17 protein-coding genes are annotated in these 19,100 nt (G+C 71.1%); 10 read left to right on the top strand and 7 right to left on the bottom strand.

Annotated features, from left to right (window positions below; all coding sequences use genetic code 11):
- From QF030_RS24015 to QF030_RS24005, 3 genes are all read right to left on the bottom strand, one after another.
- Positions 1 to 606 carry a TetR/AcrR family transcriptional regulator gene (locus QF030_RS24015; RefSeq protein WP_307164705.1) on the bottom strand — a complete coding sequence of 202 codons (606 nt, stop codon included), beginning with the start codon at positions 604 to 606 and terminating at the stop codon, positions 1 to 3.
- The gene (locus tag QF030_RS24010; protein ID WP_307164704.1) at positions 603 to 1,460 is read right to left on the bottom strand and encodes a sugar phosphate isomerase/epimerase family protein; all 858 of its coding nucleotides are present in this window, start codon (positions 1,458 to 1,460) and stop codon (positions 603 to 605) included. Before QF030_RS24010 ends, QF030_RS24015 begins: the two co-directional genes overlap by 4 nt.
- A 149-nt stretch (positions 1,461 to 1,609) precedes the next feature.
- A complete protein-coding gene (locus QF030_RS24005; RefSeq protein WP_307164703.1) occupies positions 1,610 to 2,542 on the bottom strand; it encodes a Ppx/GppA phosphatase family protein in 933 nt (310 codons plus the stop codon).
- 71 nt (positions 2,543 to 2,613) lie between these two features.
- Here QF030_RS24005 and QF030_RS24000 point away from each other — a divergent pair, with 71 nt between their 5' ends.
- On the top strand, positions 2,614 to 3,516 hold the full coding sequence (locus tag QF030_RS24000) for a hypothetical protein (RefSeq protein WP_373428797.1): 903 nt from the start codon (positions 2,614 to 2,616) through the stop codon (positions 3,514 to 3,516).
- A gap of 104 nt (positions 3,517 to 3,620) precedes the next feature.
- Here the strand turns inward: QF030_RS24000 and QF030_RS23995 are convergent, their stop codons facing one another.
- Positions 3,621 to 5,399: a BACON domain-containing protein gene (locus QF030_RS23995; RefSeq protein WP_444875793.1), complete on the bottom strand. Its 1,779-nt coding sequence runs from the start codon at positions 5,397 to 5,399 to the stop codon at positions 3,621 to 3,623.
- A 271-nt stretch (positions 5,400 to 5,670) separates the two neighbouring features.
- Between QF030_RS23995 and radA the strand changes: the two genes are divergently transcribed.
- On the top strand, positions 5,671 to 7,080 hold the full coding sequence (radA, locus tag QF030_RS23990; RefSeq protein WP_307164701.1) for a DNA repair protein RadA: 1,410 nt from the start codon (positions 5,671 to 5,673) through the stop codon (positions 7,078 to 7,080).
- An 80-nt stretch (positions 7,081 to 7,160) separates the two neighbouring features.
- Complete coding sequence (gene disA, locus QF030_RS23985; protein WP_307164700.1) at positions 7,161 to 8,285, top strand: DNA integrity scanning diadenylate cyclase DisA; 1,125 nt, start codon at positions 7,161 to 7,163, stop codon at positions 8,283 to 8,285.
- A 176-nt stretch (positions 8,286 to 8,461) separates the two neighbouring features.
- Here the strand turns inward: disA and QF030_RS23980 are convergent, their stop codons facing one another.
- A complete protein-coding gene (locus QF030_RS23980; RefSeq protein WP_307164699.1) occupies positions 8,462 to 9,310 on the bottom strand; it encodes a hypothetical protein in 849 nt (282 codons plus the stop codon).
- Between the two features lie 260 nt (positions 9,311 to 9,570).
- On the opposite strand from QF030_RS23980, the gene QF030_RS23975 reads away from it, so the two are divergent.
- The 5 genes from QF030_RS23975 (at position 9,571) to cseC (ending at position 14,378) form a co-directional block, all read left to right on the top strand.
- A complete protein-coding gene (locus QF030_RS23975; RefSeq protein WP_307164698.1) occupies positions 9,571 to 10,503 on the top strand; it encodes an A/G-specific adenine glycosylase in 933 nt (310 codons plus the stop codon).
- Positions 10,504 to 10,814: 311 nt separating this feature from the next.
- Positions 10,815 to 11,357, top strand: coding sequence for a SigE family RNA polymerase sigma factor (locus tag QF030_RS23970; RefSeq protein WP_307164697.1), 543 nt, complete (start codon positions 10,815 to 10,817; stop codon positions 11,355 to 11,357).
- On the top strand, positions 11,342 to 12,007 hold the full coding sequence (locus QF030_RS23965) for a hypothetical protein (RefSeq protein WP_307164696.1): 666 nt from the start codon (positions 11,342 to 11,344) through the stop codon (positions 12,005 to 12,007). Before QF030_RS23970 ends, QF030_RS23965 begins: the two co-directional genes overlap by 16 nt.
- A gap of 300 nt (positions 12,008 to 12,307) precedes the next feature.
- Positions 12,308 to 13,009, top strand: a complete 702-nt coding sequence (gene cseB, locus QF030_RS23960; RefSeq protein ID WP_307164695.1) for a two-component system response regulator CseB — start codon at positions 12,308 to 12,310, stop codon at positions 13,007 to 13,009.
- Positions 13,010 to 13,034: 25 nt separating this feature from the next.
- A complete protein-coding gene (gene cseC / locus QF030_RS23955) occupies positions 13,035 to 14,378 on the top strand; it encodes a two-component system sensor histidine kinase CseC (protein WP_307164694.1) in 1,344 nt (447 codons plus the stop codon).
- A gap of 565 nt (positions 14,379 to 14,943) precedes the next feature.
- Here the strand turns inward: cseC and QF030_RS23950 are convergent.
- Positions 14,944 to 16,524 carry an MDR family MFS transporter gene (locus QF030_RS23950; RefSeq protein WP_307164693.1) on the bottom strand — a complete coding sequence of 527 codons (1,581 nt, stop codon included), beginning with the start codon at positions 16,522 to 16,524 and terminating at the stop codon, positions 14,944 to 14,946.
- Positions 16,525 to 16,689: 165 nt separating this feature from the next.
- Here QF030_RS23950 and QF030_RS23945 point away from each other — a divergent pair, with 165 nt between their 5' ends.
- Positions 16,690 to 17,277, top strand: a complete 588-nt coding sequence (locus tag QF030_RS23945; RefSeq protein ID WP_307164692.1) for a TetR/AcrR family transcriptional regulator — start codon at positions 16,690 to 16,692, stop codon at positions 17,275 to 17,277.
- 11 nt (positions 17,278 to 17,288) lie between these two features.
- Here the strand turns inward: QF030_RS23945 and QF030_RS23940 are convergent, their stop codons facing one another.
- Entirely contained in the window at positions 17,289 to 17,873 is a 585-nt protein-coding gene (locus QF030_RS23940; protein WP_307164691.1) for a M23 family metallopeptidase, read from the bottom strand.
- Positions 17,874 to 18,391: 518 nt separating this feature from the next.
- On the opposite strand from QF030_RS23940, the gene QF030_RS23935 reads away from it, so the two are divergent.
- Entirely contained in the window at positions 18,392 to 19,033 is a 642-nt protein-coding gene (locus QF030_RS23935) for an HAD family acid phosphatase (RefSeq protein WP_307164690.1), read from the top strand.
- The last annotated feature ends 67 nt before the right edge of the window (positions 19,034 to 19,100 follow it).

Below are 19,100 nucleotides of genomic sequence, written 5' to 3'. Positions count from 1 at the left end.
TCACGGTCCGGTCAGGTGCCCCTGCACGACCGGCGCCACGCGCGCGATGATCAGCTCCAGGTCCGCCGAGGCCAGCGGCTCCACCTTGATCACGTACCGCAGCATCGCGCAGCCCACCAGTTGCGCGGCCGCCAGTTCGGCGCGCAGCTCGGCGTCCGGCAGATCGACCTGGGAGGCGATCCGGCGCAGCAGCTGGGAGGCGACCAGGCGGCGGAAGACGGCGGCCGCGGTGTCGTTGTTCACGGCGGAACGCACGATGGCCAGCAGGGGCTTACGGCTCGTGGGGTTCTCCCAGAGACCGAAGAGGAAGCGGGCGAGCCGCTCCCCGACCTCGTCCAACGGGCCGTCGGCGACCGCTTCCGGGGCGTTCAGCGCGGGGGCGAAGGCGACCTCGATGGCCGCCTCGAAGATCTGTTCCTTGGTGCCGAAGTAGTGGTGCACCAGCGCCGGGTCCACCCCGGCGGCCTTCCCGATACCGCGGACGGACGTCTTGTCGTAGCCCCGCTCGGAGAACTCCTCGCGGGCGGCCGTCAGGATGCGGTCCCGGGTGTCGGCCGACTCCGTACGAGGGGGGCGGCCGCGCCTGCGGGCGGTGACGCCGGTCATCGGCGGGGCACCTTCGCCCCGGGGGACGGAGCCGACGAGGCCGTCGACGAGGCGGAGGCCAGGTGCAGGCGCGTGAAGGCCAGCGCCTCCGCCAGGTCGGCCTCACGTTCGGCGCTCGACATCGCGCGCCGCGTGTTGACCTCGATGACGACATGCCCGTCGAAGCCGGTCAGCGCGAGCCGTTCCAGCAGCTCGGCGCAGGGCTGGGCGCCACGGCCGGGGACCAGGTGCTCGTCCTTGGCCGAACCGTTTCCGTCGGCGAGGTGGACGTGGCCCAGGCGGTCGCCCATGCGGTCGATCATCTGCATCGCGTCCGCGCGGGCCGTCGAGGCATGGCTGAGGTCGATGGTGAAGTGCCGGTAGTCGTCCTTCGTGACGTCCCAGTCGGGCGCGTACGCGAGCATCTCGCGGTCGCGGTAGCGCCAGGGGTACATGTTCTCGACGGCGAACCGTACGTCCGTCTCGTCCGCCATCCGCCAGATGCCGGTGACGAAGTCCCGCGCGTACTGGCGCTGCCAGCGGAACGGCGGGTGGACGACGACCGCGGACGCGCCGAGCTTCTCCGCCGCCGCGCGGGCCCGCTGGAGCTTGGTCCACGGGTCGGTCGACCACACCCGCTGGGTGATGAGCAGGCAGGGGGCGTGGACGGCGAGGATGGGGATCCGGTGGTAGTCGCTGAGTCTGCGCAGCGCGTCGATGTCCTGGCTGACGGGGTCGTTCCAGACCATGACCTCGACGCCGTCGTATCCGAGGCGCGCGGCGATCTCGAAGGCCGTCGCCGTCGACTCCGGGTAGACCGAGGCCGTCGACAGGGCGACCTTCGCGTCCGGGATCCGCACGACTGGCTCTGCCATGGGGGACAGGTTACGGGGTGCGGTCGCCCGGGTGCGGGGCCCCGGCCGCCGTTGTGGTGTTCGCCACCGGCGGGTGGGTGTACGCCCTGGTCGCTCGCGCCCCGCGCGCCGAAGCCGGCCCCGTCACGACCGCGTGCCCGGCACGCCCGTCACTCCGACGCCATGTGATCGAGTCTGCGCAGAATGACGCCTTCCCTGAGCGCCCAGGGGCAGATCTCCAGCTGCTCGACGCCGAAGAGGTCCATCGCGCCCTCCGCGACCAGCGCACCCGCGAGGAGCTGGCCGGCGCGGCCCTCGGAGACGCCCGGGAGTTCCGCCCGCTGGGCCGTGGTCATGCCGGCCAGGCGGGGCACCCAGGCCTCGAGCGACTCCCGCTTGAGCTGCCGCTGGGCGTACGGGCCCTCGAGGGAACGCGCGGCTCCGGCGATGCGGGCGAGCTGCTTGAACGTCTTCGAGGTGGCGACGACGTGGTCGGGGGCGCCGAAGCGCTTGAACTCCCCCACCGTCCGGGCGATCTGCGCACGGGCGTGGCGGCGCAGAGCCCGTATGTCCTCGGCGTCGGGCGGGTCGCCGGGCAGCCAGCCCGCGGTGAGCCGGCCGGCGCCGAGCGGCAGCGAGACGGCCGCGTCGGGCTGCTCGTCGATGCCGTAGGCGATCTCCAGGGAGCCGCCGCCGATGTCCAGGACGAGCAGCTTCCCGGCGGACCAGCCGAACCAGCGGCGGGCGGCGAGGAAGGTGAGCCGGGCCTCCTCGGCGCCGGCGAGGACCTGGAGCTCGACGCCGGTCTCGGCCTGCACGCGCGCGAGGACGTCGTCGGCGTTGCTGGCCTCGCGCACGGCGGAGGTCGCGAACGGCAGCAGGTCCTCCACGCCCTTGTCCTCGGCGGCCTGGAGCGCCTCCTGGATCACGGCGATGAGTTTGTCGACGCCCTCGGGGCCGATCGCGCCGTCCTCGTCGAGAAGTTGGGCAAGGCGCAGTTCCACCTTGTGCGAGTGCGCGGGCAGGGGGCACGCACCGGGGTGTGCGTCCACCACCAGAAGATGCACCGTGTTCGATCCCACGTCGAGGACACCGAGTCTCATGTAGGGAACGCTACTGCCCACAGCGCCCCTGGCCGTGCCCGAAGCGGCTGCCGGCGACTTACCCTGGACAAGTGCCAAAGACGAACAAGGCGAAGACCGACAAATCGACCGACGGTTCTTCGCGGGCGAAGCCGGTGAAGCCACCGAAGAAGTCGAACAAGGCCCAGGCGGCGACAGTGCAGGCGTCGGCGGCGAAGGCTCCGGCCGCGGACGAGAAGGGTCTGGACTTCGCGCGGGCGTGGGTGGAGTTCCCCGACCCGGCGGACGACGAGCAGATCTTCCGATGCGACCTGACCTGGCTCACCTCTCGCTGGAACTGCATCTTCGGCAGCGGCTGCCAGGGCATCCAGCCGGGCCGCGCGGCCGACGGCTGCTGCACGCTGGGCGCCCACTTCTCCGACGAGGACGACGAGAAGCGCGTCGCCGGACACGTGGCGCGGCTCACGCCCGACATCTGGCAGCACCACGACGAGGGCGTCCGGGACGGCTGGGTCTCGGAGGACGACGAGGGTTCCCGCCAGACCCGCCCGTTCAACGGCTCGTGCATCTTCCAGAACCGCCCGGGGTTCGCGGGCGGCGCGGGCTGCTCGCTGCACATCCTGGCCCTCAAGGAGGGCCGGGAGCCGCTGGAGACCAAGCCGGACGTCTGCTGGCAGCTGCCGGTGCGCCGGACCTACGACTGGATCGACCGGCCCGACGACACGCGCGTGCTCCAGGTCTCGATCGGTGAGTACGACCGCCGCGGCTGGGGCCCGGGCGGCCATGACCTGCACTGGTGGTGCACGTCCGCGACCTCGGCACACGGCGCCGGCGACCCGGTGTACGTCTCCTACCGTCCGGAGCTGACCGAGCTGATGGGCAAGGCCGGCTACGACCGCCTGGTCGAGCTGTGCGAACAGCGCCTCTCCTCACAGCTCCCGCTGCTGGCCCCGCATCCGGCGGACCCGGCGGGTCCGCCGACCGCGTCGGGCTGACGGGCGACGGGCTGACCGGCCGACGTTCCGGAGTATTCGTCGACACCTGCGGACGGCCGGGTCCCGGCCGTCCGCGGTGCTGTGACGTCTGCGGCTGCCGTCCCCTACGACGTCTGCGGGCTCGGGGGGTCGCTGTCGTCGGACGGCGGGGTCGAGTCCTCCGAGGCGGTCGGCGACGGCTCGCCCGACGTGGGCTCCGGGTCGGGAGAGGACGGCGGATCGGTCGGAGTCGGGTCCGGGGAGGACGGCGCCGTGGGCGTGGGCTCCGGGTCGGACGACGGGGGCGGACCGCCGGGGCCGCCCGGACCGGGACCGTTGCCCGGGTCCGAGGGGACGGGCGCCCTGCCGTAGCCCTCGATGGAGACGACGGCGCCCGCCGGGGCGACGGCCACGCGCGCGTGCCAGTGGCCGGAGGGCTCGCGCAGATGGTCGACGTACACCTTGACCGTCACCGACTCGCCGGGTTTCAGCGAACCCGTGGAGCGGCTCAGATACAGCCAGGAGGCCGCCGTGGTGGCCGACCAGCGGACCGGCCCGTCGCCGTCGGCGGCCGCGGTGAGGGTGATGAGGGTGGTGTCACCGGTGTTGGCGGCCGTCACCGAGAGCTTGCCTGCGGCGCCTCGGCCGACTCCCGTGACGCTGACGACCTCGACGGAGACATCCGGTCCGTCGCCCTTGGGGAGGCCGGCGCCGGGGCGGGTGCTGGCGTTTCCCGCGTTCTCGTAGCCGCCGACCGTCTCGCCGTCGAGGTTGTCCGGGCCGTGCGCCTCGCTGGCGCTGGCCGAGCGGCCCTCGGCCCCCTCCCCCGTCGGTGTCCCCCGGTAGGCCGCCCACAGGGCGAGCACGGGAGCGGCGACGACGGTGGCGACCACGGTCGTGGTGACGGCACGCGCGCGGAGCCGCTCGCGGCGGGCGGCCCGGTCCTTGGGATCCATCGGAAAGCCCCGCCGGTCGTAGCGCGGCGCGGCGGCTCCCCGCGCGCGCGGGAGGTGCGTCATGGCCCTGTGCAGCTCCGCGCGGGGCGCCGGCAGGACGGGCAGCTCGGCGGGGGTGACACCGGCGCCGGGCCAGCGGCCGGGCACGGCGCGCTCGGCGGCCCGGCGGCAGCGCGGGCAGTCGTCGACATGCCGGACGAGCTCGCGGCGCAGGGCGGCGCTGAGCACCAGCTGGTTCTCGCCGGTGAGACGGACCACACCGGGACAGCCGCCGGTCTCGACGACGGCGAGTGCCGCGCGGGTGCGCTCGACCTCGCAGGCTGCCGAGGCGAGCAGTTCCCGGGCGGCGGCCAGGTCCTTGCCGAGGACGGCGGCGACCTCATGGGGGGCGAGGTGGTGGCGTACGGCGAGTTCGAGCGCCTCGCGCTGTTCCGGGGTGGTGCCGGCGGCCTCCGGCCAGGCGAGCCGGGTCAGTTCACGCCGGCGCTGCTCCCGGGTCTCGTCGGAGGCGGACGGGCCTGCCGACGCCGCGGTGCTCGTGGCCGTCGCGGGCTTCGCGCCCGGCTGCCGACGGGCGCCGTCGCGGGCCGCGGCGTGCGTGGCCTGACGTTTCTGCGCACCCTGACGTTGCTGCTTGGCCTCGGTCAGCTTGCGCAGGCACGCCCAGCGGGCCAGCGCGTACAGCCACGCCCGGCGGTCGCCCGCCGCGTCGGGACCGCGCTGGCCGCGCCGTTCGGCGAACGCGAGGACGTCTCCCAGGGCGGCGGTGGCCGTTTCGTGGTCGCACAGGACGGACAGGCAGTAGGTGAACAGGCCGTCCAGGTAGGGCTCGTAGCGCGCGGGAAGTCGCTGCGCGAGCGTGCGCGCCGCGGCGCCGTCGCGCGCCTCCCGGTGCGCCCGGTGTGCGCCGGTCGTGCGGGTCGAGGTTTCCGGGCTGCTGCTCATCACCCGTGCGACCGTAGGCGGCGCGGAACTAGGTCTTCTTGTCCCTTGAGTCCTTTTAATCCGTACGGGTGAAACGATCCTCCATAAGGGGACGGCAAAGGGAGGTCCGGTGGCTCGTTCGTGACGGGACGTGGCCGGATCGCAAGGGGGGCCTGCCTTCTTCCGTAGGGCGCGGGCCGCGCGAGGCGACGACGGGGCACTCGGGACGGGCACCCGGCGGGCCCGTTGTCCACAGGCGCGTCCGGCTGTCGGTGGTGGCGGCTACGGTTTCCCCATGGCTGCCCGTACGAAGACCACCAAGGACCGTCCGTCCTACCGCTGCACGGAGTGCGGCTGGCAGACGGCCAAGTGGCTCGGCCGCTGCCCCGAGTGCCAGGCCTGGGGGACGGTCGAGGAGTACGGCACGCCCGCGGTCCGTACGACGACACCGGGCCGCGTCACCACGTCCGCCCTGCCGATCGGCCAGGTCGACGGGCGGACGGCCACCGCCCGTCCCACCGGTGTACCCGAGCTGGACCGCGTGCTGGGCGGCGGACTGGTGCCGGGGGCGGTCGTACTCCTGGCCGGCGAGCCGGGCGTGGGCAAGTCGACACTGCTGCTGGACGTCGCGGCCAAGTCGGCGAGCGACGAACACCGCACGCTGTATGTGACCGGTGAGGAGTCGGCCTCTCAGGTCCGCATGCGCGCCGACCGCATCGGCGCCATCGACGACCACCTGTATCTGGCCGCCGAGACCGATCTGTCGGCCGTGCTGGGTCACTTGGACGCGGTGAAACCGTCACTGCTGATCATGGACTCCGTGCAGACCGTGGCCTCCCCGGAGATCGACGGGGCGCCCGGCGGCATGGCCCAGGTCCGCGAGGTCGCCGGCGCCCTGATCCGCGTATCCAAGGAGCGCGGCATGTCCACGCTGCTGGTGGGCCACGTCACGAAGGACGGCGCGATCGCCGGCCCCCGACTCCTCGAACACCTCGTGGACGTCGTGCTGAGCTTCGAGGGGGACCGCCACGCGCGCCTGCGCCTGGTGCGCGGCGTCAAGAACCGTTACGGCGCCACCGACGAGGTCGGCTGCTTCGAACTGCACGACGAGGGCATTACGGGCCTTGCCGACCCGAGCGGACTTTTCCTGACCCGACGTGACGAACCGGTCCCGGGTACCTGTCTGACCGTCACCCTGGAGGGCCGCCGCCCCCTGGTCGCCGAAGTACAGGCCCTCACCGTCGACTCACAGATCCCCTCACCCCGCCGCACCACGTCCGGCCTGGAGACCTCCCGGGTCTCGATGATGCTGGCCGTGCTGGAGCAGCGCGGCAAGATCAGCGCCCTGGGAAAGCGGGACATCTACTCGGCGACGGTCGGCGGAGTGAAGCTTTCGGAGCCCGCCGCGGACCTGGCGATCGCCCTCGCCCTGGCCTCCGCCGCGAGCGACACCCCGCTGCCGAAGAACCTGGTCGCGATCGGCGAAGTCGGCCTCGCGGGCGAGGTCAGACGGGTCACGGGCGTCCAGCGCAGGCTCTCGGAGGCCCACCGTCTGGGCTTCACGCACGCGCTCGTGCCGGGCGATCCCGGCAAGATCCCCACGGGCATGAAGGTCCTGGAAGTCGCGGACATAGGGGACGCCCTGCGGGTCCTGCCGCGCTCCCGTCGGCGAGACGCCCCACGGGAGGCGGAGGAGCGCCGGTAGACTTTGCCCTGGTCTCGCCCGTCCGTACGAAACGAGTGCGCGAAACGGGGGCGTCCCAGACCTGTGACCGGAGGAGTGCAGTGGCAGCCAACGACCGGGCGGCAGCTCCCGGAAAGTCCGGTGGGAGTTCCGGTGCCGACGGGCTGATGCGCGCCGCGCTGAGCGCGGTGGCTCCCGGCACGGCCCTGCGTGACGGCCTGGAGAGGATCCTCCGCGGCAACACCGGCGGACTCATCGTGCTGGGCTCCGACAAGACGGTCGAGGCGATGTGCACGGGCGGGTTCGTCCTGAATGTGGAGTTCGCGGCCACGCGTCTGCGTGAGCTGTGCAAGCTCGACGGCGGCATCATCGTCTCCTCCGACCTGTCGAAGATCCTCCGGGCCGGCGTACAGCTGGTGCCGGACCCCATGATCCACACGGAGGAGACGGGCACCCGGCACCGTACGGCGGACCGGGTCAGCAAGCAGGTCGGCTTCCCGGTCGTCTCGGTCTCCCAGTCCATGCGTCTGATCGCCCTGTACGTCGACGGACAGCGCCGCGTCCTGGAGGACTCCGCGGCGATCCTGTCCCGCGCGAACCAGGCGCTGGCGACCCTGGAGCGCTACAAGCTCCGCCTGGACGAGGTCGCGGGAACGTTGTCAGCGCTGGAGATCGAGGACCTGGTGACGGTCCGGGACGTCTCCGCGGTGGCGCAGCGTCTGGAGATGGTGCGCCGCATCGCCACCGAAATCGCCGAATACGTGGTCGAACTGGGCACGGACGGACGACTGCTCGCCCTCCAGCTCGACGAGTTGATCGCGGGCGTGGAGCCGGAGCGCGAGCTGGTGGTCCGGGACTACGTGCCCGAGCCCACGGCCAAGCGCTCCCGCACGGTCGACGAGGCGCTGTACGAGCTGGACGCGCTGAGCCACGCCGAACTCCTCGAACTGTCCACCGTGGCCCGCGCGTTGGGCTACACCGGATCACCCGAGGCGCTCGACTCGGCGGTCTCGCCCCGCGGTTTCCGCCTGCTGGCGAAGGTGCCGCGGCTGCCCGGCGCCATCATCGACCGTCTCGTCGAGCACTTCGGCGGCCTTCAGAAGCTCCTCGCCGCGAGCGTCGACGACCTCCAGACGGTGGACGGCGTGGGCGAGGCACGGGCCCGCAGCGTCCGCGAGGGCCTGTCACGGCTGGCGGAGTCGTCGATCCTGGAGCGGTACGTCTAGCCGGTCCCGTCCGGACGGGACCGGTACGCCCGGCCGGTCCTGACCAGGAGCGGCAGGCCTGGGCGGGCCGGCCCGCCCAGGCCGACCGAGCCCGACTCGTGGACCGAGTCTCACGTGTCGGGCTTGTCGACCTTGTCGGCCCGGTCTCACTTGTCGGCTTTGTCGGCCCGGTCGACCTAGTCGGCCTTCAGCACGAAGGACGTCTGGGCCTTGGCGAACCCCGGAGCCTTCGCCTCCACGAGATACGTACCCGCTCCCGCCGCCCCCGCCGGAGGCGTCGCGCACTCCGGGGCGCTCGGCTTGCGGTCCCACTTCACGGTGTACGTGAAGCTCTGCCCGGCCGGCACCCGGTACAGCAGGCTCCCGGCCGCCTTGGGGCAGTCGGCGGACGACCAGTAGGCGTCGTCGCCGCCCGTCTCGGTGATCGTCAACACCGCGGCCTTCGGCCCGAGATCGACCTTGCAGTCGCTCCCCGAGGCGTTCTTCGCGATCAGTTGGAACGTGGGGGTCTGGAGGGGCGAGTAGGAGTTCTGGACGCTGCGCAGGGTCAACGTGACCGCGCCTGCGGTGCAGTTGGGCAGGGTCGTCCCGGCCGGCAGCGTCGTACCGGTACCGCCGGTGCCGGCGCTGCCACCGCTGCCACTGCCGCTGCCGTTGGCGCCGTCGTCGATACCGCCGGCCCCCGCCGAGTCACCGCCCGAGCCACCCGAGCCGGCGCCGCCGTCCGCGCCGGAACCCGAGCCGGAACCGGAACCGGACCCACTGGAGGTGCCGTCGCTCGACTCGTCGCGCCCGCCCGGCTTTTGACTGATCGCGGGGCCCGATCCGGACGGCCCCGGCGTGATGGAGGAGGCGGGATTCTTGCCACCGCCGCCGTCGGCACCGTTCTTCTTGCCGCCCCCGCCCGAGGTCACCACCCACAGGGTCAGGAGCGCCAACAAGGCGAACACGGACAGCAGTACGACCCTCCGACGCCAGTAAATGGAGGAGGGAAGCGGCCCGACCGGATTGCGCAGTGATCCCACGGCGCAAACTGTACGAGAGATCGACGGCTTCGCAGGCCCCACCCGCCGCCTGGAGCGCAACTTTTCCGGATCATCATCCCGGAAACCGTTTCCCCTGTACCCGACTTCGGATCGCGCGGACACGCCGCCGTGCCGATCACACCCGTCGCACCTCTGGCCACGGGCGCTGTCACGCGCGCGTGACGTGTGCGCAGAGGCCCACCCGGGCGAGTGGCGGTACGCGCGCGTGCCCCGGTCCGCATGGCAGGATCGGAAGGGCCATGACTGCGCCAACGAAGCCCCCGCACCCTTCCCCCGCCCGCGCCGACCTCGACGCCACCGGGGCGGATCTGCACTCCCCGGTGATCGACTGGTTCGACGAGAACGCCCGCGACCTGCCCTGGCGGCGCCCCGAGGCCGGCGCCTGGGGCGTGATGGTCAGCGAGTTCATGCTCCAGCAGACACCGGTCAGCCGTGTCCTGCCGGTCTACGAGCAGTGGATCGCACGCTGGCCGCGCCCCGCCGACCTGGCCGCGGAGGCCCCGGGCGAGGCCGTACGCGCGTGGGGGCGGCTCGGCTACCCGCGCCGCGCCCTGCGGCTGCACGGCGCGGCGGTCGCGATAACGGAACGGCACGGCGGCGACGTACCGTCGGGCCACGCGCAGCTGCTCGCGCTGCCCGGCATCGGCGAGTACACGGCCGCGGCCGTGGCCTCCTTCGCCTACGGGCAGCGGCACGCCGTCCTTGACACCAACGTCCGCCGTGTCTTCGCGCGGGCCGTCACGGGCGTGCGGTACCCGCCGAACGCCACCACGGCGGCCGAGCGCAAGCTGGCCCGCGCCCTGCTGCCCGAGGACGAGCCGACCGCCGCACGCTGGGCCGCCGCGTCCATGGAGCTCGGCGCACTGATCTGCACGGCGAAGAACGAGACGTGTGTGCGCTGCCCTATCGCCGCACAGTGCGCCTGGCGGCTCGCGGGCAAGCCGGAGCACGACGGCCCCCCGCGCCGGGGCCAGACGTACGCGGGCACCGACCGGCAGGTCAGGGGCAAGTTGCTCGCCGTGCTGCGGGAAGCGCACACCCCCGTGCCGCAGGCCGCCCTGGACCGCGTGTGGCACGAGCCGGTGCAACGCGCGCGTGCGCTGGACGGCCTCGTCGCGGACGGACTCGTGGAGCCGCTCCCGGGCGGTCTGTACCGCCTGCCGCTGACCTGAGGTCGACCTGACGCACGGTCAGTTCACAGGTACACAGCTTCGTGACAGCCGCCGTCGGGCTTCCGTCACGTCCGACGTCCGGACGAAACACCCCATAAGCGAGCCATTCGGCCTGGGTCTCTACCCCAAACCTCTTTCCGTTACACAACCGACGGACAGCTGAGCGCTGGCCGCAGGCTGCCTCGGACAACGCCGTGACAACACCTCCGTAGCTTCATTCGCGTACCCGGCAGGACCACGAGGGCTACAGACCACAAGCAGTGAACCGGCGGCGGCAGTCCGCCGGTACGGGGAATCGGAGGCGGTTGACCATGGCCCAGGGCGAGGTGCTCGAGTTCGAGGAATACGTCCGCACGCGGCAGGACGCGCTGCTGCGCAGCGCGCGGCGGCTGGTCCCGGACCCGGTCGACGCGCAGGACCTCCTCCAGACCGCGCTGGCCCGGACGTACGGCCGTTGGGACGGCATCGCGGACAAGCGGCTCGCGGACGCCTACCTGCGCCGGGTCATGATCAACACAAGGACCGAGTGGTGGCGGGCCCGCAAGCTCGAAGAGGTTCCGACCGAGCAGCTCCCGGACGCCTGCGTGAACGACTCCACCGAGCAGCACGCCGACCGCGCACTGCTGATGGACGCGATGAAGGTGCTCGCTCCGAAGCAGCGCAGCGTCGTGGTGCTGCGACACTGGGAGCAGATGTCCACGGAGGAGACGGCCGCCGCCCTCGGTATGTCGGCAGGAACGGTCAAGAGCACGCTGCACCGGGCGCTCGCCCGGCTCCGTGAGGAGCTGGAGGCGCGCGATCTGGACGCACGCGCGCTGGAGCGTGAGGAGCGGGAGCGTTGCGCGGCGGCCTGACCGAGGCCGGGCCCACACCGGCCCGAAGCACCATCCAGGCGGCGATCACGGCGATGTCCGTGCTCGCCGCCCTCGCCCTTTGCGTCTCCGCCTGCGCCACCGGCGGCACCGGCACCCGTGACGAGGGTCCGGCTCACTCCGACGCGGTGGCGGGCGCCACCACCGCTCCGTCGGACGCCTCCACCGGCCCCCCCGACCGGACGAAGGCGGTCCGGCTGGTCAAGGACGACCCCGGGGTCTCGGCGGAGGTCAAGCGCGAGCTGCAGCCGTGCGTCGGCGACGAGTACCCGGTCGACGTGTCGTACGGCGACCTCACCGGCGGCACCGGCGACGACATCATCGTCAACGTGCTCACCTGCGGTGACATCGTCGGCGTGGGCTCGTACGTGTACCGGAAGGACGACGACGACGGCGGCTACCGGAACGTGTTCCGGGCCGAGGAGCCGCCCGTCTACGCGGAGATGGACCGGGGCGACCTCGTGGTGACCAAGCAGGTGTACGAGAAGGGCGACCCGGTCTCCGACCCGTCGGGGGAGAACGTGGTCACGTACCGCTGGACCGGGGGCCGCTTCGTGAAGGAGTACAGCTGGCACAACGACTACAGCAGCGTCGTCGGTGACGAGCCGACGGTGGCGCCGGAGACCGGCTGACCTGCCGCGACGAGTCCTGCCGACAAACTTTCCCGCGGCGTGAACCGTTCGGACCGCTCGTTCCGATCAATGGGGGGACGGACAGGGAGAGACGGGGGCGGACAGGACAGGCGGGGCACGGACAACACGGAGAACGGACCGGATCGCGCGCGAAGTGAACGCTCGCCGCGCTCCACGCGTCCAAGCAAGGGACACACCCGACAGTTCGCCGACAGGTGACCGACCGGGCGCGGGCGGAGGCCCGTCAGACTGACGACCCGCACGCACACGAGACCGCATACGAGAACTGAGAGCACCGGGATGGCAGACCAGACCCACGTCCTGTTCGTCGAGGACGACGACGTCATCCGCGAGGCCACCCAGCTCGCCCTGGAGCGGGACGGCTTCGCGGTCACCGCGATGCCCGACGGCCTGTCGGGCCTGGAGGCGTTCCGGGCCGACCGCCCGGACATCGCGCTGCTGGACGTCATGGTGCCCGGACTGGACGGCGTGAGCCTGTGCCGGCGCATCCGGGACGAGTCCACCGTGCCGGTGATCATGCTGTCGGCGCGGGCCGACTCCATCGACGTCGTCCTCGGCCTGGAGGCCGGCGCCGACGACTACGTGACCAAGCCCTTCGACGGGGCCGTGCTGGTGGCCCGGATCCGCGCCGTGCTGCGCCGCTTCGGCCACGCGGGCGGCGGCGACCGCACCGAGCCCGCCGCCTCCACGGCCGGCGGTGTGCTGTCGTTCGGCGATCTGGAGATCGACACGGAGGGCATGGAGGTACGCCGTGCCGGGCAGCCCGTGGCGCTGACCCCGACCGAGATGCGCCTGCTGCTGGAGTTCTCCTCCGCTCCGGGCACGGTCCTCTCGCGCGACAAACTGCTGGAGCGGGTGTGGGACTACGGCTGGGGCGGCGACACCCGGGTCGTCGACGTCCATGTACAGCGGCTGCGGGCGAAGATCGGCCAGGACCGTATCGAGACGGTCCGCGGTTTCGGCTACAAGTTGAAAGCCTGAGCGGGGCAGGGGCAGGGGCAGGAGGATGCGGGGGATGATCCGGCAGCTGGTTCCGGCTCGCGGGGAGCGCGTGGGCATCCGTACGGGGCTGCGATGGAAGCTGAGTGCGGCGATCGCGCTGGTCGGCGCACTGGTGGCGATCGCGCTCAGTCTCGTCGTGCACAACGCCGCACGCGTGTCCATGCTCGACAACGCGCGCGATCTCGCCGACGAGCGCGTGCGGATCGCCCAGCGCAACTACGAGCAGTCGGGGCGGCCGAACTTCCCCAACATCAAGATCGACGACTCCAGACTGCCGCCATCGCTGAGGGAGAAGGTCCAGGACGGCCGCAGGGCCACCTTCGTCTCGGACCACGCGGGCGGGGTGCCGGACATCTGGGCGGCCGTGCCCGTCAAGGACGGGCACGTGCTGTCCCTGCACACCGGCTTCACCGACCGCAGCACGGACATCCTCAACGATCTCGACCAGGCTCTGGTGATCGGTTCCATCGCGGTCGTGCTCGGTGGCAGCGCGCTCGGCGTGCTCATCGGCGGGCAGCTCTCGCGCCGGCTGCGCAAGGCGGCTGCCGCGGCGAACCAGGTCGCCAGGGGCGAGTCGGACGTCCGGGTGCGAGACGCCATCGGCGGGGTCGTCCGGGACGAGACCGACGATCTGGCGAGCGCGGTGGACGCCATGGCGGACACGCTTCAGGAGCGGCTGGAGGCCGAGCGCCGGGTCACCGCCGACATCGCCCACGAGCTGCGGACCCCGGTGACGGGACTGCTGACGGCCGCCGAGCTGCTGCCGCCCGGTCGGCCCACCGAACTGGTCCTGGACCGGGCGAAGGCGATGCGCACCCTGGTCGAGGACGTGCTGGAGGTGGCCCGTCTCGACGGTGCCTCGGAACGCGCCGAACTGCAGGACATCGTGCTGGGCGAGTTCGTGGCCCGTCGGGTGGCGGCCAAGGACCCAGACGTCGAGGTGCGGGTGGTGCACGAGTCGATGGTCACGACCGACCCGCGACGCCTGGAGCGCGTGCTGTTCAACCTGCTGGCCAATGCGGCCCGGCACGGCAAGTCGCCGATCCAGGTCACCGTCGAGGGCCGGGTCATCCGGGTCCGCGACCACGGCCCCGGTTTCCCCGAGGACCTGCTCGCCGAGGGGCCCAGCCGCTTCCGCACCGGCAGCGCCGACCGGGCCGGGCACGGACACGGCCTCGGCCTCACCATCGCGGCGGGCCAGGCACGGGTCCTCGGCGCCCGGCTGACCTTCCGCAACGTACGGCCCGCGGGAGCTCCTGAGCACATACCCGCCGAGGGCGCCGTCGCCGTCCTGTGGCTGCCCGAGCACGCGCCGACGAACACGGGAAGCTACCCGGTCATGCCCTGACGGCTTCCGCCGGGGTTCGTGGCGTGGCTGGGCAGCGCCCGGTCATCCCCTGACGCCGGGCAGCGCCCGGTGATGCCTTGACGGCTGGCCGCCGACTCGTAGCACGGGCTGGGCAGTGCCTGGTGATGCCCAGACGGCCGGCAGCCGACTCATGGTGTGGCTGGGCAGCGCCCGGTGATGCCCTGACGGCTGGCCGCCGACTCGTAGTACGGCTGGGCAGCGCCCGGTGGTGAGAGGAAGCAGCAGGGGCCGTCGGCGCGCGTCCTCAGCGCAGCCGGACTGAGTTCCGGGATGGGCCCCGGCCCGGTCGCGCTCCATGGCGTCCTTGGCCGGCCGCAGGGCCGCAGGGCCGCAGAGCCGCAGAGCCGCAGAGCCGCAGGGCCGCCGTTGCTCAACCGCCGAGCTGCCGCATTCCGTCCGCCGTCCATGGAACGGAGGGCTACACGGGCGACCGCGACCGACAGTCCCCCTCGTCTCAGCGCCGGGAGAGGGGTTCCGCCCCGGGCGCACAGACCGCAGGCCCCCCGGGGCGGACAGCGCCGGGGGGCCTGCGTTCACCAGCTGGTCAGACGGCGTCGACCAGGGGCGGCTGCGTCGCGGCCGCATCCGGCTCCTCGCCGTCCTTCTGCGGACCCGCTCCCTTGAGCGGAACCTCTTTGACGAACACCGCCGCCACCAGGGCGATGACCGCGACCACGGCTCCCAGCAGGAACGCCGAGTGGGTACCGGCCGAGACCGCGTGCTGATACGCCTCCCGGGCCGCAACGGGCAGCTTGGCCAGGCTGGCCGCGTCCAGTTGCGCGGACTGCTCGGTGATCTTCGAACCCAGCGCGCCGGCCCGCTCGGACATGACGTCCTGCACGCGGTTGTTGAAGAGCGCGCCCATGATCGCGACTCCGAAGGAGGAGCCGAGCGTACGGAAGAGGGTGGTCGACGAGGACGCGACGCCCATGTCCTTCATCTCGACGCTGTTCTGCGCGACCAGCATCGTGATCTGCATGAGGCAGCCCATGCCGAGACCGACGACGGCCATGAACACACCGGAGGTGAAGCGGCTGGTCCCGGTGTCCATGGTGGACAGCAGGTACAGGCCGATGACCATCGCGACACTGCCGACGAGCGGGAAGATCTTGTACTTGCCGCTGTTCGTGGTCACCCGGCCCGCCACCATCGAGGTGACCAGCATGGCGCCGAGCATCGGCAGGAGCAGCAGACCGGAGTTGGTCGCGGAGGCGCCCTGCACCGACTGCTGGTACAGCGGCAGGAAGAGGGTGGCGCCGAACATCACGAAGCCGGTGACGAAGCCGATGATCGACATCAGGGTGAAGTTGCGGCTGCGGAAGATGTGCAGCGGCACGATCGGCTCGGCGGCCCTGGTCTGCCAGAAGACGAACCCGATGAGCGAGGCGACGCCGATCCCGATGAGCTCCATGATCCGCGCGGACGACCAGGCGTACTCGGAGCCGCCCCAGGTGGTGACGAGGACGATGGAGGTGATGCCGACGGTCAGCAGGGTGGCGCCCAGGTAGTCGATCCGCGACTGCGAACGCTTCTTCGGCAGGTGCAGGACGGCGCTGATGAGGGCCAGCGACACCACGCCGAGCGGCAGGTTGATGTAGAAGGACCAGCGCCAGCCCCAGTTGTCGGTGATGGTGCCGCCGACCAGCGGTCCGCCGATCATGGCGAGCGCCATGACGCCGGCCATCATGCCCTGGTACTTGCCGCGCTCCCGCGGCGGGATGAGGTCACCGATGATCGCCATGACGCCGACCATCAGACCACCGGCGCCGAGGCCCTGGATCGCGCGGAAGCCGATCAGTTCGCCCATGTTCTGGGCCATGCCGCTCAGCGCGGAGCCGACCAGGAAGATCACGATCGATGTCATGAAGGCGCCCTTGCGCCCGTGCATGTCGCCGATCTTGCCCCAGATCGGGGTGGAGGCCGCGGTCGCGAGGGTGTACGCGGTCACGACCCACGAAAGATGTTCGAGCCCACCGAGTTCGCCGACGATCGTCGGCATCGCCGTGCCCACGATCATGTTGTCGAGCATCGCGAGCATCATTGTGATCATCAGCGCGAGCAGGACGACCCGCACGCTACGAGGCTGTTTCTCGGCCTCGGTCCCCGCCGTCTTCGTGTCCGCCATGTCTGCCACTCCCCTGGGCTTCCCCCCGGTCGGCCACTTACTTGCCGCCCGGCTAGTTCACTACACTGGGAAGGTAGACCTGCAACTAGCCGGGCGTCAAGTAAGTTACCGCCTCTGACTAGCCGGACGGCAAGTAAGTTCAAGCGGAGCGCTAAGACCACGAGAATGGACGTCACCATGGACGGCACGAAGCAGCAGCGGCGCGGTAACACCCGCCAGCGCATCCAGGACGTTGCACTCGAACTCTTCGCCGAGCAGGGCTACGAGAAGACCTCGCTCCGCGAGATCGCGGAGCGCCTGGACGTCACCAAGGCGGCCCTGTACTACCACTTCAAGACCAAGGAAGAGATCATCGTCGGCATCTTCACGGATCTGACGAAGCCGATCGAAGACCTCATCGACTGGGGCAGGAGCCAGCCGCACACCTTGGACACCAAGCAGGAACTCATCCGGCGCTACAGCCGGGCCCTCTCCGAGGCCACCCCGCTCTTCCGCTTCATGCAGGAGAACCAGGCGACAGTGCGGGAACTGCAGATCGGCGACTCGTTCAAGGACCGCATGCGGAGTCTGCGCGACATCGTCATCGACCCGGACGCGCCCCTCACCGACCAGGTCCGCTGCGTGAGCGCCATCTTCACGCTGCACGCCGGCATGTTCTTCCTCCAGGACCTCGAAGGCGACCCCGAGGACAAGCGCGCAGCCGTCCTCGAGGTCGCCATCGATCTGGTGACACAGGCGCACCAGGGCGCCTGATCACCTCGGCGTCAGACCTTCACGCCCTTGCTGTGCAGGAAGGTGACCGGGTTGATCGCCGAACCGTAGTTCGCGGTCGTACGGATCTCGAAGTGCAGGTGGGGACCGCTGGAGTTGCCCGTGTTGCCGGACAGGGCGATCTTCTGGCCCGTCTTGACGATCTGCCCGACCTTGACGTTGATGTGCGACAGGTGGGCGTACTGCGAGTACACGCCGTTGGCGTGCTTGATCACGATGGCGTTGCCGTAGGCGGGGCCGTCACCGGCGCCGTTGCCACCGGCCTTGACCACGGTGCCGCCGTGCGCGGCCATGACCTTGGTGCCGCTCGGCACGGCGAAGTCCTGACCGCTGTGGGTGGACTGCCACATCGCACCGGCCTGGGCGTAGCCCGCGGAAAGCGTGTACTTCTTCACCGGGTCGATCCAGGAAGCGGCCGAGGCGGCCGTCTTGGCGGCCGCGGGCGCGGCGGCAGGCGCAGCGGCGGACGCCACTCCGGTCCCCAGCACGACCGAGGCGCCCAGGGCGACGGCGCCGACGGCCATGCGAGTGCGGAGCTGGGACGTACGGGAAGAACGGAACGTGACGCGCTGGAACATCGAAGACCTCATGGGGACGGGGACAGAAGAAACCACCCGGCGGGAACCTCCGCCGAAGTGGCCATCCCTTGGTAACCCCGAGGCCCACAGACCCCCAAACGTGTGATGTACGACGGAACCTAGTACTTCACCCCAAAACTTCATACTTCTTGACAGAAGCCCCTTTACGGACACACCCGACAGTCGCCCACGTCGGGGGCTGGAACGCGGATCCGGAGCCCAGGCAGATTAGCCCGATTTATTCCGATTCAGGTTACGACTACGCGAGCTAGTAGGGTCCTCATCGCCTGTGCGCCATGTCACCGGCCGCCCCCTGTACGGGACTTCGGAATGTGACGGCGACTACTCCCTTACCTCGCAGGGCACTTGTGACCCCGCTCACGTTCGTGTGCACGGGTCTGTGACCGGGCTCTCATCTGCCTCTACCGTCCAGTAACCCGCTGGTTCCCCTCCAGCCATTCCCAGCGATCAGCATGCTCACGACACCGGCAGCGCATGGACGCGAGAGGACCCCACACATGACCAGAGGCAGCTGGACGCGCCGCATCGCCATGACCGCCGTGGCGACGGCAGCCGTCACGGCGATGGCCGTCCCGGCCGGCGCCCAGGCCGCGACGGCCACCGGCACCTCCATCACCACCGCAGCCGCAGCCGCAGCCGCTGAGGACGTCGACTACGCGACCTGGCAGCAGGACTGCCAGGCCGTGATGGATCAGGCGCTGCCGACGCTGAAGCAGCGCATAGCCGCCACCAGGCCGGGTGAGAAGCAGGCGATCGTCCTCGACATCGACAACACCACGCTGGAGACCGACTTCGGCTTCAGCTACCCCCAGCCCGCCAACAAGCCGGTCCTCGACGTGGCCAGGTACGCCCAGGAGCACGGCGTCTCCCTGTTCTTCGTCACCGCCCGCCCCGGCATCATCGCCGGGGTGACCGACTACAACCTCAAGAACGTCGGCTACACGGTCTCCGGCCTCTACGTGCGCGGCTTCCTCGACCTCTTCAAGGACGTCGCCGCCTACAAGACCGCCCAGCGCGTCGCCATCGAGAACAAGGGCTACACGATCATCGCGAACATCGGCAACAGCGCCACCGACCTCTCCGGCGGCCACGCCGAGACGACGTACAAGCTGCCGGACTACGACGGCCAGCTGTCGTAGGGCCGCAAGACCGCAAGACCCGCAAGAGCTCGCAAGACCCGCAAGAGCCCGCAAGGCCGCGCGGTAC

Origin of the sequence: Streptomyces rishiriensis (assembly GCF_030815485.1) — a bacterium.
Classification (GTDB): Bacteria; Actinomycetota; Actinomycetes; order Streptomycetales; family Streptomycetaceae; genus Streptomyces; species Streptomyces rishiriensis_A.
This window is presented reverse-complemented; position numbering and strand designations above follow the sequence as displayed.